The sequence below is a fragment of the Streptomyces sp. NPDC028991 genome, assembly GCF_055564775.1.
Window position 1 is genome coordinate 31,149 of sequence record NZ_JBVHVP010000021.1, and the last position, 25,411, is coordinate 56,559.

20 protein-coding genes and 2 pseudogenes are annotated in these 25,411 nt (G+C 70.4%); 6 read left to right on the plus strand and 16 right to left on the minus strand.

All coding sequences use genetic code 11. The annotated features are described in order from the left end of the window. Window positions 1–4: 4 nt before the first annotated feature. From ACZ4V1_RS29460 to ACZ4V1_RS29470, 3 genes are all read right to left on the minus strand, one after another. Window positions 5–1,456 (minus strand): alpha/beta hydrolase, encoded by a 1,452-nt coding sequence (locus tag ACZ4V1_RS29460; protein WP_468341911.1) that lies wholly within the window; start codon window positions 1,454–1,456, stop codon window positions 5–7. 641 nt (window positions 1,457–2,097) lie between these two features. Then, entirely contained in the window at window positions 2,098–2,370 is a 273-nt protein-coding gene (locus ACZ4V1_RS29465) for an N-6 DNA methylase (RefSeq protein ID WP_468341914.1), read from the minus strand. Between the two features lie 105 nt (window positions 2,371–2,475). Continuing rightward, on the minus strand, window positions 2,476–3,213 hold the full coding sequence (locus tag ACZ4V1_RS29470; protein ID WP_468341917.1) for a dienelactone hydrolase family protein: 738 nt from the start codon (window positions 3,211–3,213) through the stop codon (window positions 2,476–2,478). A 183-nt stretch (window positions 3,214–3,396) separates the two neighbouring features. Between ACZ4V1_RS29470 and ACZ4V1_RS29475 the strand changes: the two genes are divergently transcribed. Both ACZ4V1_RS29475 and ACZ4V1_RS29480 read left to right on the plus strand, forming a co-directional pair. Further along, window positions 3,397–6,729: a family 78 glycoside hydrolase catalytic domain gene (locus ACZ4V1_RS29475; protein ID WP_468341920.1), complete on the plus strand. Its 3,333-nt coding sequence runs from the start codon at window positions 3,397–3,399 to the stop codon at window positions 6,727–6,729. A 351-nt stretch (window positions 6,730–7,080) separates the two neighbouring features. After that, a complete protein-coding gene (locus ACZ4V1_RS29480; RefSeq protein ID WP_468341923.1) occupies window positions 7,081–7,614 on the plus strand; it encodes an EF-hand domain-containing protein in 534 nt (177 codons plus the stop codon). A 148-nt stretch (window positions 7,615–7,762) separates the two neighbouring features. Here the strand turns inward: ACZ4V1_RS29480 and ACZ4V1_RS29485 are convergent, their stop codons facing one another. The 5 genes from ACZ4V1_RS29485 to ACZ4V1_RS29505 all read right to left on the minus strand — a co-directional run bounded on the left by ACZ4V1_RS29485 (window position 7,763) and on the right by ACZ4V1_RS29505 (window position 12,583). Further along, a complete protein-coding gene (locus tag ACZ4V1_RS29485) occupies window positions 7,763–8,668 on the minus strand; it encodes a class I SAM-dependent methyltransferase (protein WP_468341926.1) in 906 nt (301 codons plus the stop codon). A gap of 79 nt (window positions 8,669–8,747) precedes the next feature. Next, window positions 8,748–9,854, minus strand: coding sequence for an NAD(P)-dependent alcohol dehydrogenase (locus tag ACZ4V1_RS29490; RefSeq protein WP_468341929.1), 1,107 nt, complete (start codon window positions 9,852–9,854; stop codon window positions 8,748–8,750). After that, the gene (locus ACZ4V1_RS29495) at window positions 9,851–11,260 is read right to left on the minus strand and encodes an aldehyde dehydrogenase family protein (RefSeq protein ID WP_468341932.1); all 1,410 of its coding nucleotides are present in this window, start codon (window positions 11,258–11,260) and stop codon (window positions 9,851–9,853) included. The genes ACZ4V1_RS29490 and ACZ4V1_RS29495 overlap by 4 nt, the downstream gene beginning before the upstream one ends. Window positions 11,261–11,268: 8 nt before the next feature. After that, window positions 11,269–12,024, minus strand: coding sequence for a (5-formylfuran-3-yl)methyl phosphate synthase (locus ACZ4V1_RS29500; protein ID WP_468341934.1), 756 nt, complete (start codon window positions 12,022–12,024; stop codon window positions 11,269–11,271). Between the two features lie 361 nt (window positions 12,025–12,385). Beyond that, entirely contained in the window at window positions 12,386–12,583 is a 198-nt protein-coding gene (locus ACZ4V1_RS29505; protein WP_468341937.1) for a hypothetical protein, read from the minus strand. A gap of 895 nt (window positions 12,584–13,478) precedes the next feature. On the opposite strand from ACZ4V1_RS29505, the gene thrS reads away from it, so the two are divergent. Further along, a complete protein-coding gene (gene thrS / locus ACZ4V1_RS29510; protein ID WP_468342024.1) occupies window positions 13,479–14,705 on the plus strand; it encodes a threonine--tRNA ligase in 1,227 nt (408 codons plus the stop codon). A gap of 189 nt (window positions 14,706–14,894) precedes the next feature. After that, window positions 14,895–15,113, plus strand: a pseudogene (locus ACZ4V1_RS29515) (IS5/IS1182 family transposase); the annotation flags it as partial. A gap of 77 nt (window positions 15,114–15,190) precedes the next feature. On the opposite strand, the gene ACZ4V1_RS29520 reads toward ACZ4V1_RS29515, so the two are convergent. From ACZ4V1_RS29520 to ACZ4V1_RS29540, 5 genes are all read right to left on the minus strand, one after another. Then, window positions 15,191–15,937: a phosphotransferase family protein gene (locus ACZ4V1_RS29520; RefSeq protein ID WP_468341940.1), complete on the minus strand. Its 747-nt coding sequence runs from the start codon at window positions 15,935–15,937 to the stop codon at window positions 15,191–15,193. Continuing rightward, on the minus strand, window positions 15,868–16,191 hold the full coding sequence (locus ACZ4V1_RS29525; RefSeq protein WP_468342027.1) for an adenylyltransferase/cytidyltransferase family protein: 324 nt from the start codon (window positions 16,189–16,191) through the stop codon (window positions 15,868–15,870). The genes ACZ4V1_RS29520 and ACZ4V1_RS29525 overlap by 70 nt, the downstream gene beginning before the upstream one ends. 98 nt (window positions 16,192–16,289) lie before the next feature. After that, window positions 16,290–17,621: an NHL repeat-containing protein gene (locus ACZ4V1_RS29530; protein WP_468341943.1), complete on the minus strand. Its 1,332-nt coding sequence runs from the start codon at window positions 17,619–17,621 to the stop codon at window positions 16,290–16,292. Window positions 17,622–17,653: 32 nt separating this feature from the next. Continuing rightward, the gene (locus tag ACZ4V1_RS29535) at window positions 17,654–18,904 is read right to left on the minus strand and encodes a gluconolaconase (RefSeq protein WP_468341945.1); all 1,251 of its coding nucleotides are present in this window, start codon (window positions 18,902–18,904) and stop codon (window positions 17,654–17,656) included. Between the two features lie 688 nt (window positions 18,905–19,592). Further along, the gene (locus ACZ4V1_RS29540) at window positions 19,593–20,030 is read right to left on the minus strand and encodes a MerR family transcriptional regulator (protein ID WP_468341948.1); all 438 of its coding nucleotides are present in this window, start codon (window positions 20,028–20,030) and stop codon (window positions 19,593–19,595) included. Between the two features lie 106 nt (window positions 20,031–20,136). Here ACZ4V1_RS29540 and ACZ4V1_RS29545 point away from each other — a divergent pair, with 106 nt between their 5' ends. Then, the gene (locus ACZ4V1_RS29545; protein ID WP_468341951.1) at window positions 20,137–21,210 is read left to right on the plus strand and encodes an alkene reductase; all 1,074 of its coding nucleotides are present in this window, start codon (window positions 20,137–20,139) and stop codon (window positions 21,208–21,210) included. Window positions 21,211–21,326: 116 nt separating this feature from the next. Here ACZ4V1_RS29545 and ACZ4V1_RS29550 read toward each other — a convergent pair whose 3' ends face one another. Next, the gene (locus ACZ4V1_RS29550; RefSeq protein WP_468341954.1) at window positions 21,327–22,193 is read right to left on the minus strand and encodes a helix-turn-helix transcriptional regulator; all 867 of its coding nucleotides are present in this window, start codon (window positions 22,191–22,193) and stop codon (window positions 21,327–21,329) included. A 148-nt stretch (window positions 22,194–22,341) separates the two neighbouring features. On the opposite strand from ACZ4V1_RS29550, the gene ACZ4V1_RS29555 reads away from it, so the two are divergent. Further along, window positions 22,342–23,310: an SDR family NAD(P)-dependent oxidoreductase gene (locus ACZ4V1_RS29555; RefSeq protein WP_468341957.1), complete on the plus strand. Its 969-nt coding sequence runs from the start codon at window positions 22,342–22,344 to the stop codon at window positions 23,308–23,310. A gap of 213 nt (window positions 23,311–23,523) precedes the next feature. On the opposite strand, the gene ACZ4V1_RS29560 is transcribed toward ACZ4V1_RS29555, so the two are convergent. Both ACZ4V1_RS29560 and ACZ4V1_RS29565 read right to left on the minus strand, forming a co-directional pair. Beyond that, the gene (locus tag ACZ4V1_RS29560; protein ID WP_468341960.1) at window positions 23,524–24,867 is read right to left on the minus strand and encodes an endonuclease domain-containing protein; all 1,344 of its coding nucleotides are present in this window, start codon (window positions 24,865–24,867) and stop codon (window positions 23,524–23,526) included. Window positions 24,868–25,104: 237 nt separating this feature from the next. After that, window positions 25,105–25,376: pseudogene (locus tag ACZ4V1_RS29565) on the minus strand (PadR family transcriptional regulator); the annotation flags it as partial. Window positions 25,377–25,411 lie beyond the last annotated feature (35 nt).

Here is a 25,411-nt window from a genome sequence, read left to right on the forward strand (position 1 = left end):
CCCTTTACTCGCTCGGCTCCGCAGCGCAGGCGAGGTCCCGCGCCGGGCGCTGCCCGGTGGTCAGGAATGCCGTTACCGATTCGTTCGCGCACGTGTTGGGACCGAACGGGTAGACACCGTGCCCGCCCTGGTCGGCCGTCACCATCGTGGCCCGCGATCCGAACGCGCGCCGCAGCTTCTGGGCGCCGACCAGCGGCGTCCCCGGGTCGCGCTCGTTCTGCACCATGAGCACGTTCGACGGGCCCCGGTCACCGATGCGCACCGGCGGCTCGGACCGCTTACCCGGCCAGAACGCGCACGGTCCGATGCTGGCCGTGGACCCGCCCAGCATCGGGTACCTCAGCCGGTCGACCGCGACATTCCGCTGATACTTCCGAACCGTCCCCGGCCAGCGAGTATCACCGCATATCACTGCCAAGCGGGAGGCCATGCTGTTTTCTATGTTCTCCGGCAACGGCAGTGTGGGTGGCAAAGGCCGGTTGTTCTCGAGCGCTTGCCAGGTGCTGGCCAGCAGGGGCATGAGCGCATCGCTGTAGAGGTACTCAAATGTGAGCCCGCGGAACAGCGTCCCGTCGATGCCCCGGACCGGATTCGCCTCCAACCGCTTGGCCAGATCGAAGAACTTCGCGGTCACCTGCTCCGGTGTGGCGCCCAGACCGTACTCGGGACGCGCAGCCGCGAACGCCGCGAAGTCCGGGAACCGGTCCCGCATTCCACGGGCGAACAACCGCATGGCCGTGACGTCGTAACCACCAGGGCCCAGGTTGCTGTCGAGCACGATCCGGTCGCTGCGCTTGGGGAACATCGTCGTGTACACCGCACCGAGGTAGGTGCCGTAGGAGGCGCCGAGGTACGAGAGCTTCGGCTCACCCAGCGCCGCCCGGATCCGATCCATGTCGCGTGCGGTGTTCGCGGTGGTGGTGTACGGCAGCATCCACGCCGTCCGCGAGGTGGCGCACTGCTCGGCGATGGTCCGCGCATGTCCCGCCTGTCGGGCGACATCGGCCGCGGTGTGCGCGTACGGCGGGAAGTTGCGGCGCGCCTGCTGTTGCGGCGTCAGATCGCAGGTCACAGGCGTGCTGCGGCCAACGCCGCGCGGGTCGAAGCCGATCACGTCGTAGGAGTCCAGCACCTTCTGGGGCAGCCCTGAGCCGGCGAGAACGGCCGGGTAGTCGAGTGCCGTCCCGCCGGGGCCGCCTGGATTGGTCAGCAGCACGCCGCGGCGCTGCGAGGGGTTCTCGCTCGCCAGCCGGGAGATCGCGATCTCGATCCGCCGGCCGTCGGGATTCCGGTAGTCCAGCGGGACTTCGAGCGTCGAGCACGTGAGACGGGGCGAGGCGATGTCCTCCGGGCACGGGCCCCACCGCATGGTGTCCGGCGTCGCCGCCGACGACACTCCCGGGACCGCCGCTGCCACCGCGGTGGCAGCGAGGGCGAGGGCGAGGGTTCTGCGCATCTGGTGTCTTCCTGAAGGGATGTATGGGGGACGCCGGGGACGCCGGAACGAGGGCTCGGAATGCCCGCCGTCAGGTCCTGCTGGCCTGGAGGCCGGCCGGACAGGACCTGGCCGTTGCCGGATCGCGTCGGGCCGTTTCTCGGCAGCGCATCTTTTTCGAACTCACCGGCCCGCCCGGCGTCCGGTGCGTGTGTGACCAGTCGCCGAGAACCATCGCGACGAGCGCGATGGACCCGAGGAGAGTCATGCGGCCGGCAAGACGCCCGGGACCCCGTCGAAGATGCCCACAGCAACTCGGAGGCCTGGTCGAGCAGACCGCGGACCACCGCCGGGGCGAAGGGCGCGAGCATCATCCACACCGCCTCAGGGGCTGCGAAGCTACTCTCCCCCATCACGCTTCTCCGTCTCGTGTCCGTGGTCTCGGCGCGTGAACGAGTCTGTCCGTGCGGAGCCGCCTCCACATCAGCCCGACGGCTCGAAAGACCTTCGACCACGGGCGAGACGGTCATTCGACTTTGGTCCAGCCCGCATCATCCTCCGGTCTGACTCACCGCGGGCGCGCCTCGCCACCATGACCCTGTTCTTCCACGGCGCCGAGCGCCTCGACGGCAACCCGGCAGCCATCGAGGTCCGGGACTCCCTCACCCGGCGCCCCTCATGAAGAGGACGCCGTCCGGTACGACGACGGCTGCCCGGCCGCCGATCTCCAGCAGGGTGTAGACGTGCTGGACGAAGTTGAGCCGCTGGTGGCTGGTGGCCGCCCAGAAGTTGGGCCGGGCGAGGGCGAACGTCTCAGCGTCATCGAGGTCGGGCGTGGCGGTGGACGGGGCCACGTCCCGCAGGGCCTCGCTGACCTCTTGGAGACCAACACCAACCCCGCTACCCGCCTGGTTCTCGCCCTGGTCGCCCTCCACGCCACCAGCGGCACCGACCTGCGCAGCCTCCTCCTCTCCGACCTTCCGCTTACCCGACGACCGATGCCGACCCGGCCTGGCCTGGCGCCAGCATGTTTGCCTGGGTCATGGCCCCAAGTCCCCCGTCACGGGCAGGCACTCTGCGAGCAGGTCGACGACGTCGCGCCACGCTCGCTGCGCGTGCTGTGGGTGGTAGCCGACGCCGGGGACCATGGGGTGGTCGACCGGCGGGTGGTGGAAGGCGTGCAAGGCGCCGCCGTAGACCGTGAGGCGCCAGTCGATGCCCGCGGCCTGCATCTCAGCAGTGAACGCGTTCCGTTGCGCGGGCGCCATGATCGGATCTTCCGACCCGACCCCGGCCCACACCGGGCAGCGAATGCGCGCTGCCTCGCCCGGTCGGCCCGTGGTCGTTGCGTTCACTGTCCCGATCGCGCGCAGGCTGACGCCATCGCGCCCGAGTTCCAGCCCGACGGCGCCCCCGGTGCCGTAGCCGACTGCGGCTACCCGATCGGGGTCGGTCCTCGGTTCGGCGCGCAACACGTCGAGCGCCGCATGGCCGATACCCCGCATCCGGTCGGGATCAGCGAGCAGCGGCAGGCAACGGGCCAGCATCTCCTCGGGGTCACCCAAATAGCGCCCGCCGTGAAGGTCGAAGGCCAGCGCTACGTAGCCCAGCTCGGCGAGAGCATCGGCCCTGCGGCGCTCGACGTCACTGAGCCCCATGCCTTCTGGTCCGAGCAGCACCGCGGGCCGGCGGTCGACACCGGCCGGGAGCGCGAGGTGCCCGATCATCGTCAAACCGTCGGCCGGATACTCGACCGGACGCGTCGTAATCGTCGTCATGAGAGTGGACTGTAGTGATCGTCGAGCCCGGTCCAGCCGGTGCTCTGCCGTCGGCAGAACAGCGCGGTCATCCCTCCGCTGTCACAACTCTTGTGGCATTGCCCATCGGCTCCGTAGGATCGCCGCAGCACCGGACTTGAATCGTTTCATCCCCCAGCGACACGGCGAGCAAGGGACACGATCATGGACGACAGATGGAATCGCAGGCTCTTCCTGCAGGGCACCATGGCGACGGCGGGCGCGAGCATCGGCGCACTGTCCGCCGGCGCACCGGCTACGGCCCTCCCTTCCTCCGAGACGGAGGAGGGCGGATTGCATATCACGCGCACCACCGTGGAGTACGCGGATGCCCTGCTCGGCACCGATGTCGAACGGCCACGCCTGTCATGGGAGCTGGCGGCCCCGGGGCGCGGTGCCCGCCAGGGCGCGTACCGGATACAGGTGTCCCGTGCCCCTGCCCGCTGGGGCGGCCGACTGGTGTGGGACTCGGGCAAGGTCGCCTCGGACCGGACAACCGGCGTCGCCTACGGCGGGCCCGCGCTGCGTCCCCGCACCCGCTACCACTGGCGCGTCCGGGTCTGGGACACGGCGGGACGCGCTTCGCGCTGGAGTGAGCCCCGCTGGTGGGAGACAACGTTGTCCACGGAGGACTGGCGCGCCCGCTGGATCGGTGCCGACGCCCCGCCGCAGCCTCTCTCCCTCTCGGGAGCCGCGTGGATCTGGTCACTGGGCGCCACCTCCTCCGACGCGCCCGAGGGACCGCGTTGGTTTCGGGCGCGGTTGGCGCTGCCCGCCGGCACGGACGTGGAGCGGGCCACGGTGGTCGCCACCGCCGACGACGACTTCACGCTGTACATCGACGGGGAGCAGGTACTGCACGCCCCGCAGCAGCAGGACGGCTGGCGCACGGGCCACACCGCCGACGTCACCACGCACGTACGCGCCGCGACGGCCGAACAGGCACCGGGCGGCGCGGCCGGAACGGACGGCTCAGGCGGCACGGGCGGGACGGATGGCTCAGGCGGGACGGGCGGCATCGTGGTGGCCGTGCTCGCCACCAACCGGGGTGGTGCGTCCGTCAACCCCGGCGGGCTGTTGGCGCGCCTGGTCGTCGACACGGCCGATGGGCAGCGCCACGAACTGGTCACCGGCGCCGACTGGCGCACTTTCGACAGTGAGCGGGCGGGCTGGCAGCAGCCGGACTTCGACGACACCGACTGGGCGGGGGCGACCGTGCTCGCCCCCTACGGGCAGGGCCCCTGGGGCTCCGAGGTGACGGTCGCGGTGCCGGAACAGCCCGCGCCGCTCCTCCGCCGGGCGTTCACCGTGCGCAAGAAGATCTCCGGAGCACGGCTGTACATCAGCGGACTGGCGTACTACGAGGCACACATGAACGGACGCCGGGTCGGACAGCAGGTCCTCGACCCGGGCTTCACCGACTACGACGAGACCGTGCTGTACGCCGTGCACGACGTGACCGAGCTGCTGCGACGCGGCCAGAACGTGATCGGTGTGACCCTGGGCCGCGGCTTCTTCGGGATGACCACGCCCAACGTCTGGAACTGGCACCGCCCACCGTGGCACGGCGAGCCCCGGCTCCTCGCCCAGCTCGTGATCGACCACCCCGACGGCTCCCGCACCACCGTGGTCTCCGACGACCACTGGCGCCTGACCGAAGGCCCGACCCGCACCAACAGCCTCTACGCCGGGGAGACCTACGACGCGCGCCTGGCACCCGACGGCTGGACGCGACCGGACTTCGACGACCGCGCCTGGCGCCCGGCCGGCGTCCAGCGGGCGCCCGCTGGGAAACTGCGCGCCCAGCCGCACGACCCGATCGAGATCACCGAGACGGTGCGCCCGACGGAGATCAAGGAACTGCGCCCCGGGACGTACGTCGTCGACATGGGCCGCACCATGGCGGGCTGGACACGCCTCACCGTCCGCGGAGCCGCCGAAGGCACCGTGGTGCGGCTGGTGCACGGCGAGAAGCTGAAGTCCGACGGCGGCGTGCATGCCGCGACCGACCACGTGCCGGGCCGCTTCCAGACGGACGAGTACGTCTGCGCGGGACGGCGCGAGGAGACGTGGGAGCCCTCGTTCTCCTACAAGGGCTTCCGCTACGTGGAGGTCAGCGGCCTGCCGGCGCGCCCCTCCCCGGACCAGGTGCTGGGCCGGGTGGTGCACACCCGGGTCGAGGAGGTGAGCTCCTTCGCCTGCTCCGAGCCGTTCTACGAGTGGCTGGACAAGGCCATGCGCCGCACCCTGCTGAACAACCTGCACGGCATCCCGACCGACACCCCGATGTACGAGAAGAACGGCTGGACCGGGGACGCCCAGCTCGGAGCACCCGTCATGGCGTACGACTTCGGCGTGCACCGCCTGCTGTCCAAGTGGCTCGGCGACCTGGCGGACAGCCAGACCCGAGAAGGCCAGCTGCCGGTGATCGTGCCGAGCGGCGGATGGGGCTACGGCGATCTCGGCCCTTCCCCCGAGTGGACCACGGTCTACCCGTTCGTGCTGCGCGAGATGTACCGGGTGTACGGCGACGAACGCGCGGCCCGCGAGCACTGGCCCACCCTGATGCGCTACCTGGACTGGGAACTGTCCCGGCTGAAGGACGGACTCGCCGTCACCGCGCTGGGCGACTATCTGCCGCCCGGCTACGGCGGCAACCCGCCCGAGGACACCCGGCTCACCGCGACGGCGTACCTTCACCGCGCCCTGCTCCACACCGCGGAGCTGGGCGACCTGCTCGGTGAGCAGACGACCGCGACCCGCTACCGGGAGGCCGCCGAGAGCCTGAAGTCCGCCTTCAACGCGGCCTTCCTCGGCCCCGAGGGGCACTACCGCACGGCGAAGGACCCCGGCTACCGCCAGACGTCCAACGCCGTTCCCCTGGCCTTCGGCCTGGTGCCGCCCGGCGCCCGTTCCTCCGTCCTGGACAGCCTGGTCGCGGACATCGAACAGCGCGGCAACCACCTCAACACCGGGGCCCTGGGCACCAGCGTGCTGCTGCGGGTGCTGAGCGCGCACGGCCGGCCGGACGTGGCACACGCCGTCGCCACCCAGCGGACCTATCCGAGCTGGGGGTACTGGCACGCCAACGGCGCCGACACCATGTGGGAGATGTGGCCGCTGGACTCCCGCTCCCGCGACCACTACTTCCAGGGGACGGTCGCCCAGTGGCTCTACGAGAATGTGGCCGGCCTGCGCCCGGGTGACGCCGGCTACCGCACCTTCCTCGTCCGGCCCGACGCCCGTACCGGCGTGGACTGGGCGCGCACGTCGATCCGCACCGTGCGCGGGGAGGCCTCGGTGTCCTGGTCGAAGGTCGACCACCGGCTACGGCTGACGGTGGGGGTCCCGGTCGGCGCGACAGCCGACGTGCACGTGCCGGGCGAGAAGCGGTCCGATGTCACCGCGCCGTCGGGGGCGCGCTTGCTGCGCACGGAGCAGCGGTTCGTGGTGTACCGAGTGCCGCACGGCGAATGGCACTTCACGGGGCGCGCCTGACCGTCCGCTCGACCCGCACGGGCCGACCAGCGATCGGTGTGCCGGCGGACATGACGGGCGGAACAGTATTGCTGCAGCAGGCGAGGCATCCGACTTGTCACATACGCTCACATGACAGCACTTTGGCACTAAAAGCGGAGATCGTGAGCAGGTGACCCTTATTGGCTGTTCCATGGGACATGGCCGCTGCACGCGTCGGCCGGGGAAGGGCAGCCGAGGGCACTGACACCGTGGTCGTTGTTCGCATCGGTGCAGGTGGCAGGAGGTTGCCGCGTGTCCCCGCACGGGCAGGCAGAGGCACTCATCGGGCCAGGCCCGCGATCGTCGGGTCGCAGAAGACAGGTGACGAAAATGCGAAATGAAGCCGCCAGGCGAGTCGAGCTGGTCTTCTCCCTCTTCGACGCCAACGGCAATGGAGTCATCGACTCCGACGACTTCGACTTGATGACCGGCCGTGTCCTGGAGGCGGCGGCCGCGTCGGACGACGGCGCCAAAGCCGCCATCCGGGCCGCCTTCCACCGCTACTGGACGACTCTGGCCACGGAACTGGACGCCAACGGAGACGGTGTGATCACGGTGGACGAGTTCCGTCCGTTCGTGCTCGACCCCGAACGCTTCGGTCCCACCATCGCCGAGTTCGCTCAGGCGCTCTCCGCTCTCGGCGACCCCGACGGGGACGGTCTGATCGAGCGCCCCCTCTTCGTGTCGCTGATGAGGGCGATCGGCTTCGAGGAGGCGAACATCCACGCGCTCTTCGACGCCTTCGGTCCGGACACCGAGGACCGCATCACCGTGGCTACGTGGGCCGCCGGAATCGAGGACTACTACGCGCCGGACATGGCCGGCATCCCCGGCGACCGTCTGGTGGCCGCCCGGGCCGTCTGACACCGTCCGTCGGCGGCATCCCCGGGCGTGACCGACAAGCACCGCGTCCCACCGGGCTGCCGCTCGGTGGGACGCGCCCCACCGGGCGGGGCCTGTGGCGGCCCCCGCTCCCGACCGCGTGCGGACGTCATCGTGAGCGCCGCAGACGTCATGGCAGAGGCTTGCGCGCGAAGACCCACCGGTTCCCCTCCAGCGCGTCGTTCGGCTCGGGGAGGGGGCCACGCCGATACCGGCGGGTGAAGTCGAAGGGCGTGTACATCGAGGTGGACCAGCCCTTGGCCGCCAGGTCGCCCGCGGAGTCGGGTCGTGGCCCCTTGTCGAAGAGAAGGAGGAGGTCGATGCCGATCCGCTCTCGCGTCGCCGTGTAGATCGGGCTGTCGCGGTACGCCAGCAGGTCCTTCTCCAGCTTGGCTTCGAAGGCCAGCGCGCTGCCCCCGGCGGTCAGCCTGTCCACCGTGTCGACGAGGTACGTCTCGGCGGGGCCCGGCAGGTAGAAGAGCAGCCCCTCGGCCAGCCAGACGCTCGGTGCGGCCGGGTCGAACCCGACCGCGGTCAGCGCGCCGGCCCAGTCCGCGCGCAGGTCGACCGGGACGGGGACGCGCTCCACCTTCGGGGTGGCCGCCAGGTCCGTGAGCACCCGTTGTTTGAAGGCCAGTACGCCCGCCCGGTCGATCTCGAAGACCGCGCAGCCGGACGGCCAGTCCAGCCGGAAGGCGCGGGTGTCCAACCCCGCGCCCAGCAGGACAACCTGCCGGGGGCCGGTCCGGACCGATCGGAGCAGGAAGTCGTCGAGAACCCTGGTCCGCAGACCGAAATAGCGGGCGAACCGCCCCCACAGCGGGTTGCCGTCCCCGTCGGGGACCTGCTGGATGCGCACCGGCCAGTCCGCGCACGCCGGGGCGGCGCGCACGAAGTGTTCGGCGTAGGCGTCCTGGGCCAGACTGTCGTCGCGGTGGGTCTCGATCGCCCGTGCGGCGGCGACCAGGAAGGCGGTCAGACCCACACCTCCGTTCACGCCTTCCACGTCCATGTGCTGCGGCGCCGTGCCGGTCATGTCTCCTCCGTTGGCGGGAGTGGGGGCCGCGAGCTTCCTGCTCGTCGGATGGGTGGGACCGCGGTGCTGCGTGCCGTGCTCACCGGCTCTTTCCGGGCGGGAGCAGAACGGGTTTGACCACCAGGCCGGCGTCGCAGTCGCGCTCGGCCTCGTTGACGTCGGCCAGCGGGTAGGTGCGGATGAGCTGGTCGAAGGGGAAGCGTCCGGCCTGCCAGAGCCGGGTCAGCAGCGGTATCAGCAGTCCGGGGACGGCATCCCCTTCGCAGATGTGGCGGATGCTGCGGCCCCGGTCGAGCGTGCCCGCTTCGAGCGGCAGCGCGGTGTGGAGCCGTGCCACCAGGCCGAGACTCCCGGTGGGGCGCAGTGCGCGGAGCGCATCGTTGATCAGAGGTGCGGAGGCAGTGGTGTCCAGCGCGTACTGCGCGCCGCCGCCCATGAGCCGCCGGATCCGGTCGGCCAGTCCGGAGGCTCCGGCGGGCAGCGGAATCGCCCCGAACTGTTCGGCCAGTGCCAGCCGTCGGGGGTGCCGGTCGACGGCCACGGTCTGCGCGCCGGCGGCGGTGGCCGCCATCACCGCGGCCAGGCCCACGGCGCCCGCGCCGAGAACGACGAGGGTGTCGCCCGGGCCGGCGGCGAAGGTGTTCAGCACGGCTCCGGCACCGGTGAGGAAGCCGCAACCGAGCGGCCCGAGCAGTTCGACGGGCAGGGCGGGGTCGACCCGGACGGCGTTGCGGGCCGAGACGAGCGCGTACTCGGCGAAGGAGGACTGGCCGAACCACCGGGGGGCCATTGCTGCCCCGGCCGCGTCGGTGAGCCGCGGCGTGTCCTCCTCGCGTCCCCCGAAGAGGTTGAGGGAGGCGAAGGAATCGCAGTAGGCGGGGGCCGCGCCACGGCAGTTGCGGCAGTGCCCGCAGGAGTCGAAGCTCAGCACGACGTGGTCACCGACACCGATCGCGATGTCCGGGCCGCCGCCGGCCCGCACCACGACCCCGGCCCCTTCGTGGCCCAGCACCGCCGGCAGCGGGCTCCTGCCGGCCGATCGCCGGACCGCGAGATCGGTCCGGCACATCCCGCAGCCGACGATCTCGACCAGGATCTCGCCGGCGGCGGGTTCCGTCCGCAGGGCCACCTCCTCGACCGTGAACGGATCCTCGTAGGAGCGCAGCACGGCCGCCTGGAACCTCACCGTCCCGCCCCCTGCGGCCGGTGGACGACGAACGGGCGGAGGTTGCCGTACAGCCCCCACGGTCCGCCCGCCACGCCGACGCCACTGTCCTTGACGCCCGCGAAGGGCTGGGCGAGGGACAGTTCGGCGTGGTGGTTGATCCAGGCCGTGCCGCACTCGAGCCGGTCGGCCACCGCCTCGGCCCGGTCGAGGTCGGAGCCCCACACGGAGCCGCCCAGTCCGAACCGGGTGCCGTTGGCGGCGTCGACGGCTTCGTCGAGGCTCCGGTACGGCAGTACCGGCAGCACCGGCCCGAACTGCTCCTCGGTCACCACCGAGCTGTCGGGCGGGACGTCGGTGAGGACCGTGGGGGCGAAGAAGTAGCCCGGCCCGTCCAGCCGGTGGCCGCCGGCCGCCGCCCGGGCGCCGTCCGCCAGGGCCCGCCGCGCGATCTGCTCGACCCGGGCCAGCTGGGGGGCGTTGGATACCGGTCCCAACCTGGTGGCAGGGTCGAGGCCGGGCCCGACGGCGACGGCCTTGGCGCGCTCGGCGAGGGCTTCGACGACCTGGGCGTGGAGACGGGCCGGGGCGTAGACGCGCTTGACCGCCATGCAGACCTGCCCACAATTGCGGAAGGCGGCCCAGAACAGCCGGTCCGCGATCCGGTCCACTTCGACGTCGTCCAGCAGGAGGGCGGCGTCGTTGCCGCCCAGTTCCAGGGTGACCCGCGCTAGCGAGGCCGCCGCCGCTTCGGCGACGGCTCGCCCGGTGGGCACCGATCCGGTGAAGGTGACGTGGCGGATGCCGGGGTGGGAGACGAGACGGGCGCCGAGCGGTTCGCGGCCGGTGACGACGGTCAGCACGTCGTCGGGCAGGGCGGTGGCGAGGACGGACCCGAGGAACCGGGTGGCGAGCGGGGTGAAGGGTGACGGTTTGAGGACCATGGTGTTGCCCGCCGCGAGCGCGGGCGCGAACTTCGCCGCCGCGAGTTGGAGGGGGAAGTTCCACGGCACGATCGCGGCGACGGGCCCGAGGGGTCGCCAGCGGACCACGCTGTGCACGGGGCGGCCGTCGGTGATGTGCCGGGTCCTTGGGGCCAGGTCGGCGAAGTAGCGCAGACGGGCTGCCGTGCGGGCGATCTCCGCGTGCGACTCGGCCAAGGGCTTGCCCTGTTCCCGGGTGAGCAGCCGGGCGAGGTCGCCGCCGGCCGCCTCCACCGCACCGGCTGCCGCGCAGAGCGCGGTGGTGCGGGCGACGGGATCGGCGCGCCAGCCGTGCCACGCCCGGCGGGACCGGTCGACGACGGCGTCCAGCGCGTCCGGTTGCTGGTCGGGGGCCTCGTCGAAGACCTCTCCGGTGGCCGGATCGACGACGGAGAGACGCACGGCCCGATGTCCGGGGGCGTGGCCGGGCTCGGAGGTCGGCATGCCGGCGGTCAGCTCGCGGCGGTGACGCCGGCCGCGTGCTCATGGGCCTGCCGGTCCATCTCGGCCCGGAAGGCGGCCACCAGGTGCGGCCGGATGCGTCCGGCGTTGCGGTCGCCGCCCTCGCAGACCGCTCCGCGCACCCCGACGATGTCCGTGCCGATGCGGGTCAGCGGACCGAGGTCGGTCTGCCTGACACTGCCGGCGAGGGCGGCGAGCACGCCGGCGGCGTGGGCGCGACGGACGAACTCGGCGCAGGCGTCCGGCGGCACGTGGTCGAACAGTCGTGTCCCGTCCTTGACCGCCGTGTCGAGCATGGCGGCGTCGGCACCGGAGCGGGCGGCGATGTCCGGCAGGGCGAGCGGGTTGACGCAGCCGATCCGGTGGGCGTCGGCGTAACCGGAAGCGACGACGAGCGCTTCGGAACGGTGCTCCTTCACCGCCCGGACGACCGCGCGCATGACCGCGATGCCCTGGTCGGGTGTCGTGCACCCGTAGAGGCCGACCTTGATGTACGTGGCCCCGGAGACCACCGCGCCGAGCGCGGCCTGCGCCACGGTGCCGGGCTTGTACGGGACATCCCCCACGGTCGCGGACACCGGCTTGTCCGCCGGTACCGCGTCGCGGATCTCCCGGATGACCCACGGGAAGTTCGCGCCGAGAGAGCCCTCGTCGGGCTTCTTGACGTCGACGATGTCGAGATGCTCCGCCGCCTTCACGCAATCGAGAGCCTCCTCGACACCGTCCGGGGAGATGAGAAGCAACACCGTGAACTCCTTTCGCCGCCGGCCCCCGCCGAGGGGGAGGGGACCGCGGATCACCTGGTTCATGCGTCGTGCGCTCATCATTTCCGTCACTCAAGGGAACCGGGAGGGCGCACAGAGTGCCCATTGGGCGCTCATCCCCACGTACGGTGCGCCGTACATAGCGGAGCAAAACAGCCTCACTGACCACCTTTCGTCCGCGCGACCGGCGGACGCCCGCCCAGGACGTGCCCTCCAGCAGGAAGGCTCGAGTTGAGGGCAGAGACGGCTCGAGGTTGCCCTGGTCGAGTCGATCACAGAGCATTCCTGCGGGCGCGGGGGTCGACACTTGCCGCACTGGGATTTCACAGGCCGGACAGTCACTTCAGAGGTCGTTTTCGCTCGACATTTGTCCCGGAATCAGCTGTTTGGTCAGCAGCCGGACATCGCCGGCGGCGATGCGCTTGGTCACCGTGGTGAGGCCGTCGTGGTACCCGAGGTCCGCGGGCAGGACCTCCACGGCGGTGCCAGCCGCGCGGAGTTCGCCCGCGAGCTCGGAAAGGCGGTCGGCCCTTCGGGCCACCAGGCGAAGTCGCAGTACGCGCCGTCGGCCCAGCCACACTCCTCACCTGCTGCTGCCGTGCCGGGTGAGCGGCGACCACTGCGGCCAGGCGGTCGTTGATCCGGCGGGCCGTGGCCACGGCCTCGGACGGGTCCTCGATGGCCTTCACGCCGGGTGAGGTGAGCGACAGCACCTGTATGTCCACCCCGTGCTCGTCCATGTCCGCCAGCCGCAACTCCGTGAAGTCGGCGAGCCGGCGCCCCCAATCCTGCCTCCAGCCGGGGGCATCCAGGCTTCGCCCGGCCACGGGATCAGCCCCGGAACGGAGGACGCCTCTTCGACGGCGATCACCTTCATAGCGCGCCTCGGGCGGCCGGCGGCGGCTCCGGCCGACGTGGAGGTGGCGGCCTGGGCGGCGGCGGGCGGGACCGCGAGGGCTGCCGCGCCCGCGGTGGCACCGGCTGCGGCGGCCGGCAGGCGCCGCCGCGAGGTGCCCGCGGCGAGGAGGATACAGACGATCCTGTCGTCATCGTCCTGCCTTTCCATCGGTTTGTGGGAACCGGGGCGAAGCGGTGGGTGATCGGTGATCGAGCGGACCTTCGGCCGGCTGATGCAGCACCGTCGTCTGGCTCGGGACTACGAAGCCCTGCCGCGGCGACCCCAGACGATGATCCACTGGGCGACAGTTGTACCCACTACCTCGCCGCCCGGACATGACGAGGAATGACCGTGTGGACATCGCTACATCCTGCTAACGTCTGCGCCATGAAGCGCGCTGCTATGACGACGACGCCGGAGAGTGTCCCGGCGCGCTGACAGACGACCTGATCCGAAGCCCCGGGGCGAGTGCCCCGGGGCTTCGTCGTAGGCCCGGTCACTTGCTCCGCAAACCAGCAAGGGAACCGCGATGACCACCGTGCACGACCACCGCAAACTCGGCCGTGAACTGGGCCTGTTCGACACCGACCCGCTGATCGGCGCAGGCCTGCCGTACTGGCTGCCGGACGGCGCGGCTGTGAGGCACACCCTGGAGGAGTACATCCGTACCGCCGAACGGCGAGCGGGCTACCAGCACGTGTTCTCACCAGTCCTGGGCAAGCGGGAGCTGTACGAGATCTCCGGGCACTGGGCGCACTACAGCGACGAGATGTTTCCCCCGATGAACCTCGGCGGTGAGCAGGTCCTCCTGCGGCCGAGCCTGTGCCCTCATCACGCGGTGATCTACCGCTCCCGCTCCCACAGCTACCGCGAACTGCCCCTGCGCATGGCCGAGCTGGGCGGCATGTACCGCTCCGAACTCTCGGGTGTGCTCGGCGGGCTGACCCGGGTGCGGGCCATCCAGCTCAACGACGCGCACATCTTCTGCACCCTGGACCAGGTCGCCGAAGAGGCGCAGGCGGCGCTGGAGATGATCGGCCGGGCGTACGAGGCGCTCGGTATCGCCCCGACCCGTTACCGGCTCTCCCTCCCGGGTCCCGGTGGCAAGTACGTTGCCGCACCCGAGAAATGGCAACGGTCCATCACCCTGCTGACCGACGTCCTCGACCGCTCCGGTCTGCCCTACGAGGCAGCCGAGGGAGAAGCCGCCTTCTACGGCCCCAAGATCGACGTCCAGGTCACCGACGGCGGCGGCCGGGAGTCCACCCTGTCCACCGTCCAGGTCGACTTCCACCAGCCCGAGCAGTTCGACCTGCACTACGTCGGCGCGGACGGCGCCAAGCACCGACCCATCATGGTCCACCGCAGCATCATCGGCAGTGTGGAGCGAGCCGTCGCCCATCTCATCGAACAGCACGGCGGTGCTTTCCCCGCCTGGCTCGCCCCCACTCAGCTGGTCATTCTCCCGATCTCCGACACCGAACTGCCGAACGCCGCAGCCCTCGCCCAACGCTGCATCCGTCTCGGACTGCGTGCCCGGATCGCGGGGCCGGGCCGCGGCAGCCTGGGCGCCCGAATCCGAGAGGCCCGCCTGGTTCCCTACCAAGCCGTCATCGGCGCCAAGGAGGCCGCTGACGATCACGTCGCACTGCGCTTGCGTGACGGACGCCGATTCGACCCGCAGCCGGTCAGTGACGCACTCACCCGCATCAGCACTCTCGTCGGGGCCCACAGCACCGACCTGTGGGCCGACGCCACCTCGTAACAGGCGTCGTGTTCAGCGCCTGCTGCCGCCCGCGCGAGGAGACTGGTGATCTCCGCGATGGCGTCGCACGAGGGCTTGAAGTGACGGCGGAGGACGTTCTCCGGCCTTCTCGTGTCTCGACCTGGCCATCAGCATCAGCAGGCTGGCTCGGGCCTCGACAGGCTGGGCGAGGCCCGAGCGACGGTATTCCCGCACCTCGCCCGGCGCGGCACCGGGCACGGCTCCGGCCTGGGCGTGTACCGCTGGGTCGTGGAAGGAATGATCGCGCTGCTGCACTGGTTCCGCCCCCTGCGCATCCGCTGGGAGATCCGCGACGACCTCCACCACGCGTTCGTCCACGCGTTCGTCACCCTCGGCTGCGCCGTCATCTGCTGGCGACGACTGCGCACCACACTTCGTGGAGAGTAGGGGCAGGCGTTGGGCTCCCAGGTGATGGCTTGCTCGATGCGTCCGAACGCATGCGTGGCAGTTGGGCCCGCGCGGCCTCACATCCGGGATCTCAGCACGTCCACCTCGCAGCCCGGCGCGAAGGGGTCGAAGCCCTGCTCGACCAGCGGGCGAACTGCCAGCAGGCTTCGCAACGACGACCACGCCCGGAACACGTCGAGGTCGATGTCGGTGCCATAGCCGGCGAGGAAGTCGTCGAGGTGCTCCTCATGTCCGAGTATGAAGGTGGCGAGGTCGTACAGGGCATCTCCCTGGCCCGCCTCGGACCAGTCGATGATGCCGGTGACCTCGTCGCCGTCGACGAAGACGTGCGCGATCTGCAGGTCGCCGTGCGTGAACGCCGCAGTCCACGGCCGCAGCGCGGCCTCGGCGACTTGGCAGTTGCGGGCGACCAGGTCGGCTGGCAGGACGCCGTTCGTCACGAGCAACTCGCACTCGTCGGCGAGCTCCCCCGTCAACTCGTCGATGCTCCGGCCAGCCCGGCCAGGCCAGGGCGGCAGCGGCGCGTCGTGCAGCTTCCGGATGGCGGCGCCCGCCGCGGCCCACGCCGCCGGCGACCCGGTCGCCGGCCCGCCGAGGCGCCCAAGCGTCGTGCCCGGGAGTGCGGCGGTCGCGAGCACCGGCGGCTTGCGCCACAGGACCTCCGGTGTCGGAACCGGCGCGAGGGACATCGCCTCGACCTCGACATCGATGCGCGCCCGATCGGCGTCCACCTTCAGGAACACGTCGCCGACGCGCAGAGTCGCGCGCTCGGAATGGGCGACGACGACTTTGACCTCATCCATGGGCGACCAGTATCCCCGGCCCGATCGCCGGCGTCGCCGGGTTTATCGCTGTCGATGCCGTGCAGGTTCAGGAACCCGTTCGTGACGCGATACGGCGCGTCCGGAAGTACCACGTCAACGTGCCGACACGCCTCGATCACCGCGACCCGCTCCGCCATCGTCATGATGGGCCTGCGCTTGTACCTGGCAACGACCTCGTCCGAGAGCACCCCGACGATCAGTCGCTCCCCGAAGGCCCGCGCAGCCCTGCGCAGCGCGACGTGCCCCGAGGGGGGAAGAGGTCGCCGACCATGTCGACGTAGACGTTTCCACGATCAGCCATGCCTGGTGCCGGCTGGGGCGGCATGCGCCCCTACACCCGTGTCGTGATCTCGATCAGTTCGGCACCCTGGAGTACGTGCAGGGGGAACCGCCACAGTTGGCCCTCCCAGGTGCCGGCATAGACCAGGCCGTGGACGCCGTCCAGCGCGATGCCGAGCGGAGAGAAGGCGCCGCTGGCCTTGACCGCCTCGCGTTCCCTGCCGGTGGCCAGGTCGACCGTGTACAGGACGTCGTTCCAGTGGTCGGTGACGTACGCCTTGCCCGCACCGTCGAGTGCGATGCCGCCGCTCCGCCGCTGGGAGGATCCGGGCATCGTCTGCGGTTCGACGGGTGCGTCGCCCTGGAGGTCGACCTGCCGCATGCTCCCCTCAGTGTCCCTGTTGCCGGTGTACGCCTTTCCTCCCCCGTCCAGTGCCACCGCGGAGGTGGAGGCTCCCAGGCCGCGGGAAATCAGCTCGGGTTGCGCTTCCGGCTGTAGGGCGACCTTGTACAGATTCCCGTCGAAGGAGGTGACGTAGGCCTTCTTGGCCGTGTTGTCCAGGGCGATGCCGCAGGCGGAGGGGATCGTGGCGGTCACCTCGATGCGGCCGTTGGACAGGTTCACCCGCAGCAGACGGCCAGAAGCACCGCTGTTGTCGGTGATGTAGGCACTGCCGTCTCCGTCCAGCGCCAGGCCGCTGGGTACGCCGAGACTGCCTTTCGAGTCGTCGCTGGTGATGATCTGGCGTTTGGTGTTGGTGGTGAGGTCCACGCTGTACAGCTTGCCGTCATTGGTGACGGCATACGCCTTGCCGAGCGAGGGGTCCACTGCGACGCCCAGGACGAGTCCCGTCATCCCGCGGGCAACCAAGACCGCGCCCTCGGTTTGGTAGGAGACTCCGTTCAGCCTCCTTTTCGCTTCCTCGCTGACGCTCGGCTGGTCCTCGTCGCTGATCTTCGCCGCTTGCCGGAAGGGTTCCTGCGCGGCCGAGGATGCCGAGGTCGACGCCGCCATACCGGACGCCGCCGCGGGATCCTCGCTGACCTGGCGTTGGTCGTCGGCCACCGTCTGGAAATTTCTGAAATGAGGGCCGAGGAAACTGCTCATCACGTGCAGCGCGCCATGCGCCGTCTGACGCGGGTGCCACGGATCGCGGCCAGCCTCCAGTTCGTGCACGAACGCCGAGACGTCCCCCGAGACGCTCTCCTCGTCCTCGTCCCAGCCGCCGCTCCCGGCGCCGGGGGTGCACCCCCTGAGCGCCTCGGTGGACCTCTCGGCGTCGCCGGCCCGGTCCTTGCCGCTGCCGAAGCCGTTGGCGAAGGCGGACTTGGAGTTGGGCCGGCCTTTCTTGCCGCTGTTGTTGGAGCCGTCGCCGTCAGGCATGGGCTTCTCTCCTCTTCTCGGTGAGCGCAAGGTCAGCTCTTGTAGAACGGCGCTTCCTTGTCGGTTCCTTCGCTGGTGCCGTCGCCGAGCTGGAGTTTCTCCAGCTCGAATACCTCGGCCTCCCCGGCGAGGACGGAAACGATTTCCGCCTCCCCCTTCCGGGTGAGGTACTCCTTGCCGTCCCCGATCAGTTCGAGGATGTCGACCGCCCGCGCGACGACCTGGTAGTAGTCGCTGTCCGGAGTTTCTCCGCTTCTGCCGCGGGTCTGTGCGCGGGTCCGCGCCGTGACGTCCTCTACCCCCTCGATACCGGTGATGCTGCGGAATTCCACCGGCTCCTCGTAGTACAGGGCGACCCACCCGCCGAAGGTGACGGGGAGTTCGTAGTCGAACTTGCTCACCTTCCGTCGTTGCGTGGCCCTGACGACCGCCCGGCTTCCCACCGTCCCGCTGACCGAGAACGAGCCCTTGAACTGGGTGGTGAACGAACCGCTCACGGAGGCGCTGATGCCCAGCATCAACTGTGCCGAGAGCTCTCCGGTGCCCGTGGCGGTAGCCGTGGCCGTCGTCGTGCTTGCCGCTTGGGCCTGGGACGCCACGTCAACGCCCTGATTGTCCCTGCTGTTCTTCAGGGTGATCGTCTTGGACTCGCTCGCCGACATGCCGCTCTGCAGTTGCTGCTGCAGCGACGCGGTGCTCTTCGCCCCGAACGTGAGCTGCGCCTGTCCTTGCAGCGACCAGCTGATCGCGTTGGAGACCGAGAACTCGAAGCCGGCGGTCCACGTCACCGGCCGGGGGTCCGTCCGGTTGACGAACGTGTTCTCGTAGATCACGTCGGGAGGGGGCTGCTGGATATCGCTGCGCTCCTCGATGAGCGGCACCCCCATGTTCATGTAGGTGGTCCACCCGTGCTCGTGCGCTGAATCCCCCCGAGGAAAGGCGCCGTACGTCACCTTGTTGATGGAGAACCCCACAGGAGCGATCCACCGGTCCTGCTCGCCGTCGGACTTCTTCTTCACCTTCCCCCTCACCCTGTTCCACTTCACCTCCACCTTCTCCCAGTCATCGGGCTTCTCATCCTGCTGGCTATTTTTCTCCCACTCCTTCCATTTCCTCAGGATCGGGGGCGGCTCACTGGTGAGAATGTCGAGTTCCCTCTGGTTCTTCCGTGTCAGCGGGTGGCGCATGAACCTGGTGGGCTTGTAGGTCTTTCCCACCACGTGTTCACGGCCCTCGTCGGTGGAATCGTCGGTGGAGGTTCCGGCTGCCGAACTGTTGCTCATGGCCTTCGATCCTCCTTGTGCGGCAAAAATGCTGCACTTCGCTGTTCCCGGATCACGTCTACGAGTTTTGCTACCCGGGCGTGACGGGCGGCATCCGTGCACGCCCGCCGCACCAAGGGGCGTCCGGAGGCAAGGCACAGTACTAAAAGCGCGCCGGTGTTTACCGGATCACCGGATTATCAGATAGTGCGGGGCCTGGTGGCGAAGTGCCTGCATGACGGTGTCCGCTTGGTGGCCGACTGCGAGTGCTGTGCCTCGTTGCTCACGCAGTTCTTCCATCTCCCTGTCGCGCAGCGAGCGGGCGTCCAGGCCGTCGCGGAGGCGGGCGCCCAGTTCGCCGGCGCGTAGCGTGCGCAGGTGAGATGGCCGAGCTGTTCTGCTCGCTCAGCTTCCTCGCGTACACCCGAACCCACGGATCCCGTGCCCTGACGCACACCGGCGGACCCTTGGATTCGCACGGCAGGAACTTCGGTCTCCGCGAACTCACGGGGTTCTGTGCGACATCCCGTGAGTTCTCCTGAGCGCCGCCGTGCTCACGTCGTGACCAGGGCTGCCGCCTCCGCTCCGGGACCGCTCCGCGACCTGATACGACATCGGGATTCCTGAGGCGTACTCACCGGTTCTGACCGATCGCCGGTCAGGAGGGAGGCGAGGAGGCCCGGAACCAAGGCTCCGCCGCCGCGTCGGCTCACACGGAGGCGGCCCCGGACGAGGGCGACGTGGAGTTCGGGGACACCGCTGTCTCCTCCGCGACAGGGACCGGGCTCGGCAGGGTCTCGCGGTGGGCGCGGGCGACGGTCACCATCCTGTCGAGGGTGTCTCGCGCCCGCAGGAGGTCGTCGATCTGTGCGGTGATGCGCTCACGCTCGCGGGCCATCCGTGCCAGCGTGGCGTCGGAGTTGTGTTTGCTCGGGGAGTCGCGGCATGGCATGAGTTCGGCGATGGTGCTGCTGGAGAGGTCGGCCGCGTACAGGCCCTGGATGAAGTGGACGCGGTCCACGTCGTTTTCCGTGTACTGCCGTTGTCCGCTCGGCGTGCGGGTACTGGTGAGCAGTCCCCGCTGCTCGTAGTAGCGCAACGACCGCACACTCACTCCCGAGCGTGCGGCGAGTTCCCCGATCCGCATGCCGCCTCCTGCGGGTTCTCCCATTTGCCTCTGACACCGGTGTCAGGTTTTAGCGTACCCATGCGCTTCGGCGACCGGAGCGCATGGGTACACGAGGAGAACCGACATGCCGTCCCTTTTCAGCAGTTACCGCCTGGGCGGGCTGACCCTGCCCAACCGGACCGTCATGGCCCCCATGAGCCGTGTCCGGGCCGCCGCCGGCGGTCTGGCCACCCCCTCGATGGCCAGCTACTACGCGCAGCGCGCCACGGCCGGGCTGATCGTCACGGAAGGCGCCCAGCCCAGCCTGGTCGGACAGTCCAACCCGGGCACACCCGGCCTGCACACCGACGAGCAGACGGATTCCTGGCGACAGGTGACCGACGCGGTCCACACCAACGGCGGACGCGTCTTCGCCCAGATCATGCACGGCGGCCGGGTCTCGCACCACGAGACCACGGGCCTCCAGCCAGTCGGCCCGTCGGCCGTATCCGGCGAGGGCAGCGTATTCACCCCGAACGGCCCTCAGCCGATGCCCGTGCCACGGGCGCTGGAGACCGACGAGGTCCCCGAGCATGTCCGGTCCTACGCCGACGCCGCCCGCCGTGCCGTGGACGCGGGCTTCGACGGGGTCGAACTGCACGGCGCCAACGGCTACCTGATCTCCCAGTTCCTGTCCTCCAACGCCAACCTGCGCGACGACCGCTACGGAGGCTCGGTCACCAACCGGATCCGTTTCGCCGTGGAGGCGGCCGCTGCCACCGTCGAAGCCGTGGGCGCCGCCCGTACCGGCATCCGCCTGTCGCCCGGCGGCGGCATCTGGGGCGTCGCCGAGGACGACGCAGCCGAACTGAACACCGCTCTGCTGACGGAACTGGCCCGTCTCGACCTCGCCTACGTACACCTGGAGGCCACTACCGACGAGGAGACCCTCCTCCGACTGCGCAGGACCTGGCCGGGCACCCTCATCGTCAACCCCACCATGCCCGGCGGCCCGAAGCAGACCGGACAGGCGGAAGCCGACCACTGGCTGGGGCTGGGCGCCGACCTGATCGCCTTCGGCCGCGGCTTCCTCGCCAACCCCGACCTGGTAGAGCGCCTGCGCTCGCGCCTGCCCATCGCGCCCGCCGACGAGGACACCTTCTACCAGGGCGGCGACGCCGGGTACATCACCTACCCGACGTACCAGCACACGGCCTGACCGTCGCACCGCAGGCAACGGCCGTGGACGTCACGCGACAACCGCGCCGCGCGTGCTTGTCCTGGAGCGGCGGGGTGCGCTCCATCGGCGTGGCGTGTCCGTTCAGTGGCCGCCGGTCAGGGGAGCGTGGTGGCGGTGCGGGCGCCGGTGACGCGGAGCAGGTCCAGTTTTCCTGCCTCGCTGCTTCCGGTCGCTGCCGTGTAGGTGACCATGCGCAGGTCTGCGCCGGGGACGATGAGGACGTCGCAGTCGAGCAGTATGTCGCCGATCTCGGGATGCCGGATCGTCTTGCGGTCGGTCGTGTGCTGGGCGGCGGCCGTCTGTGTGGCCCAGTGGTGAGTGAAGGCGTCGGATGCTTCTCGTAGTTCTTGTACGAGACGGTCGAGCCGGGTGTCCTTGGGGTAGCGGGACACGGCGTCTTTGAGGTCGTCGACGATCGACTCGGCGAAGGCGCCCTGTCCGCGCTCGGACTGGACGGGAAGCATGGCGGCATGTGCGGGGCCGTTGCCGAAGAGTGCGCGGGCGAGGTTTCGTTCGCCGGTCGGGAGGGTGGCGGGGTCGCCGTGCAGGGCGCTCCACGTGCTGTTCCACCACACGAGGGTCCAGTCGGCGGTGAACACCCCGATCGGTATGTCGCCCAGGCGCGTGGCGAGCCGTTGGATGCTGGGGGGCACGTGGGTGCCGACCGTCCCGTCCTGGGGCGGCAGGTGCCCGGCGCTTCGGTACAGCTGGTCGCGTTCGGCGCGGGAGAGCTGAAGGGCCCGGGCGAGGGCGCCGACGACCTGAGGCGAGGGGTTCTTGGCGCGTCCCTGTTCCAGGCGCAGGATGTAGTCGACGGAGAGCCCGGCCAGCTGTGCGAGTTCCTCGCGGCGCAGTCCCGGGGCGCGACGGCCGGCCGTCGGGGCAAGGCCGGCGTCGGCCGGGGACAGCCGGTCGCGCCAGGCGCGCAGGAGTGCGGCGAAGGGGGAACGGGAGGAAGCCATGGGTCCATTGTCGCCGAGCGGCGCCGGATGAGCCTGGGTACTGCCGGTCCTGGTGACGGGGACGGCACTGGCTGGGGACGGCGCCACCGGCGAACGTGGAGATGCGCCCGGGCCGGGCGCCATCGGTTGACCAGTTGAGGAGCCTTCCATGAAGCACACCCTTGTGATGACGGGCGCGAGCCGCGGGATCGGCCGCGTCGCCGCGGAGCACATCCTGCGCCGGTCGCCGCACGCGCACCTCCTGGTCGTGGCCCGTGGCTCTTCCGGCGCGCAGCTCGCCGCGGAGCTCGGCGCGGGCGGGCACACGGTCTCACACGTTTCGGCGGACCTCGGCTCGCCGGCCAGCGTCCGCTCGGCCGCATGCGAGATCCGCGACCGGCTCGACCGCGGTGACCTGCCGCCGCTGCGCGGCTTCGTGGGCAACGCGGGCATGCAGTACACGAACGCGCTGACCGAGGGGCCCGACGGGTTCGAGGCCACCTTCGCCGTCAACGTGCTCGCCAACCATTTGTTCGTCCGACTGCTCCAGGACCGCTTCACCGCTCCCGCCCGGATCGTGATCACCGCCAGCGACACCCACTTCGGCGACTTCAAGCACAACATGGGCATGGTGCCCGGCCCAGCCTGGAAGACCCCGGACGTCCTCGCCCGCACGGGCGCCTTCCCCAAGCCGGACACCGCGGCCGCCGGGCGCACCGCGTACTCGACGAGCAAGCTGGCCGCGATCTACCTGGTTCACGAGTACGCGCGCCGGCTGCCGGCCGGGATCGACGCCGTCGCCTACAACCCGGGATTCGTCCCCGGCACCGGCCTCGCCCGCAACGCAGGTCCCGTCGCCCGGTTCGCGATGCGCCGCATCATGCCGGTGATGACCCTCACCCCGTTCGCCACCAGCCGCGGTGCCGCGGGCCGCTACCTCGCCGACGTCGTCCTCGGCACAACCCAGGCCCCGACCGGCTCCTACGTCGACCGCAGCCGTGCGGACCGCTCGTCCCAGGAGTCCTACGACCCGCAGCGCGAAGGCGAGCTGTGGGAGGCCGCCGAGCGGTTCACCACAGCGCACGCAACCATGGCGGACACGTACTCGGGCGACGCGACGGACGGTTCACCCCGATAGATCGAGCAACGACCGAATGACCCAACGTCACCCACAAGACGCCCGCCATGAAGCACTGACCGCGCGGCCCTCGAAGGCGGCGTCCGAGCCTGGCTCGCCGGCTGGCACGTCGAGAGGCACCTCACGAAACAGCTCCCGGCCGCCCTGCTTTGCGGCCTTCTCCACGGCCTGATCTCCTCAGCAGGTCACGACAGGAGATCGCCCGGTGCCCGCTCAAAACAGTTCCAGGTCCCCACCGCTGGTGTCCGCGATGACTGGCCGGAATTGGGCGGGGAGGCCGTCCAGGCGGTCGGGACCGGCCGCGGCGGCCACGGCAGGGGCCGTCTCGGCCAACCAGGCACGAAACCGCTCGGTGGCTTCTCGGTAGGGGACTCGCGCCAGGACACGGTGCTCGCCGGAGGGGCAGAAGTCGACGGCGACAGTGAGCAGGCAGGAACGGGGTGCGTTCTGACTGCCCGTCCATGACACGCGCAGGAGACCACAGGGCTTGCGCCCGCGCGGGGCGCGGTGGGTCGGGCGCAGCGATCGGCAGGCTATGTAGGCGGTCCATGCCGCGAGGTGCGCCAAGGGCAGGGTGGTGCGTGCGCGGCAGCCGGGGCAGCGGTGCCAGTGGCGGAGCCAGTCGTCGGTGTCGGTGTGGAAGAGGCGTGTGTAGCGGTTCGCCACGCGGATGTCGTTGCCGTACAGGTGGTCGGGGCGTTCCTGGGTGTTGCAGGACTGGCAGACGGGGGCGCGGACGTAGCCGTGTTCGTGGCAGTGGTCGAGGACGGTGGCGGGCGCAGTGCGGCACACGGCGCACGCCCACCCGGCCACCCTGCGGGAGGTACCGGGCTTCCTGCTGAGCACCGAGTAGAGCTGGCCTTCCAGCTCTTTGTCGTACGGGCGAAGTGCGGCAGTGCGGCCGTCGGGGCTCGTCGTCTGCCGACCGCCGGCGTCTCGGACCTGCGGGGGGTGGGAGGGCGACTCGGTGACGGCTGCGCTCGCCTGGCCAGTCCGCGCGGCTTGCACCCACCGCGTTTCGGCGTGCTCGGCAGCGTCCAGCAGCCTGACCACGGCGCGCGGCAGCCACCATGTGCGCTGCGCCCCGTCGCGGGTCCGCTGCACGAGTATCTGTCGCCAGTCGATCCCCGCCAGGGTGTACGGCCGGCCGACTTCGCGTCGCGCTGCCCGCTCGGGGCCGCCCAGCTCCTGCAGTTCCGCTGCGATGCGCCGGCGCCAACGCAGCGCCGTTTCCTCGTTGCCCTCCTGCCGCGGAGCCCCACGAAACGGACCGATGCGGACCAGGTCCCGCCGATCCACCCGAACCGCGTTCAGGTCCGCGGCCGCCCGGCGCACCTCAGCCTCCGGAACACTCCGCCGGCCGCCGCTCGTCCTCACCGTCGCCAGCACATGGCCGCCGAGCAGGACGTACCCCGGCCGGGCACCGGTAGGAAAGCAGGTGAAGGCCCCGGAAACCGTCGGCACGTCACTGTCGGCCGTCAGATCGACCCACAGAGCGTCCGCGGCGACCAGGGTGATCAGGCCGTCCGTGCGACCGGGCATGACACGCTCTGACATACGGACAGGCTACTGAGATTGAACTCGTGGTGCCGCTGGGTCACTCGGGTGGGTCTGGTCTCATGGTCAGGCGGCCCCGGCGAGGGCGACCGAGTCCTCGCGCTCATTGGCGCTGGTGCCGCTCGGCCTGCCGGCCACCTCGCACCGCGAGGCGGTACCGGCGGCGCAGGGGTGAGAACCGGTGAGCGACGCAATAACGCGACGGAGCGGCCGAGTTGAACTCCACCGGCGCGAGCAGAGAAAGGCCAGGACCGTGAAGTACCGGGTGCTGTCGCTGATGTCCAGGCCGTCGGCCTCCCGCAGCCGGCGCAGCAGCTCGGTGCGGCCGGCGGCGGTCAGGCTCAGAGTGTGCCGCTGGGCGGCGGAGGCGCCCGGATCGGCTCTGCGGTCGAGTAGCCCGGCCTTGACCAGGCGGTTGATCGCCGGATAGAGGCTGCCGTCGCTGACCGGACGGGCATCCCGGACAAGTGCGCTATCCGGCGGCGCAGTTGGTACGGGTAGGTCATCATCACGGGCACCCTCACCAACTACACCACTCCGGCGT

Bases quoted from the DNA above. Each gene is read 5' to 3' on its own strand.
- ACZ4V1_RS29520 (WP_468341940.1), bottom strand. From the start codon at position 15,937: ATGGATGAGGTCAAAGTCGTCGTCGCCCATTCCGAGCGCGCGACTCTG.
- ACZ4V1_RS29535 (WP_468341945.1), bottom strand. From the start codon at position 18,904: ATGAGCAACAGTTCGGCAGCCGGAACCTCCACCGACGATTCCACCGAC.
- ACZ4V1_RS29540 (WP_468341948.1), bottom strand. From the start codon at position 20,030: ATGCGGATCGGGGAACTCGCCGCACGCTCGGGAGTGAGTGTGCGGTCG.
- ACZ4V1_RS29475 (WP_468341920.1), top strand. From the start codon at position 3,397: ATGGACGACAGATGGAATCGCAGGCTCTTCCTGCAGGGCACCATGGCG.
- ACZ4V1_RS29530 (WP_468341943.1), bottom strand. From the start codon at position 17,621: ATGCCTGACGGCGACGGCTCCAACAACAGCGGCAAGAAAGGCCGGCCC.
- ACZ4V1_RS29480 (WP_468341923.1), top strand. From the start codon at position 7,081: ATGCGAAATGAAGCCGCCAGGCGAGTCGAGCTGGTCTTCTCCCTCTTC.
- ACZ4V1_RS29555 (WP_468341957.1), top strand. From the start codon at position 22,342: ATGAAGCACACCCTTGTGATGACGGGCGCGAGCCGCGGGATCGGCCGC.
- ACZ4V1_RS29550 (WP_468341954.1), bottom strand. From the start codon at position 22,193: ATGGCTTCCTCCCGTTCCCCCTTCGCCGCACTCCTGCGCGCCTGGCGC.
- ACZ4V1_RS29485 (WP_468341926.1), bottom strand. From the start codon at position 8,668: ATGACCGGCACGGCGCCGCAGCACATGGACGTGGAAGGCGTGAACGGA.
- ACZ4V1_RS29470 (WP_468341917.1), bottom strand. From the start codon at position 3,213: ATGACGACGATTACGACGCGTCCGGTCGAGTATCCGGCCGACGGTTTG.
- ACZ4V1_RS29460 (WP_468341911.1), bottom strand. From the start codon at position 1,456: ATGCGCAGAACCCTCGCCCTCGCCCTCGCTGCCACCGCGGTGGCAGCG.
- ACZ4V1_RS29495 (WP_468341932.1), bottom strand. From the start codon at position 11,260: ATGCCGACCTCCGAGCCCGGCCACGCCCCCGGACATCGGGCCGTGCGT.
- ACZ4V1_RS29545 (WP_468341951.1), top strand. From the start codon at position 20,137: ATGCCGTCCCTTTTCAGCAGTTACCGCCTGGGCGGGCTGACCCTGCCC.
- ACZ4V1_RS29560 (WP_468341960.1), bottom strand. From the start codon at position 24,867: ATGTCAGAGCGTGTCATGCCCGGTCGCACGGACGGCCTGATCACCCTG.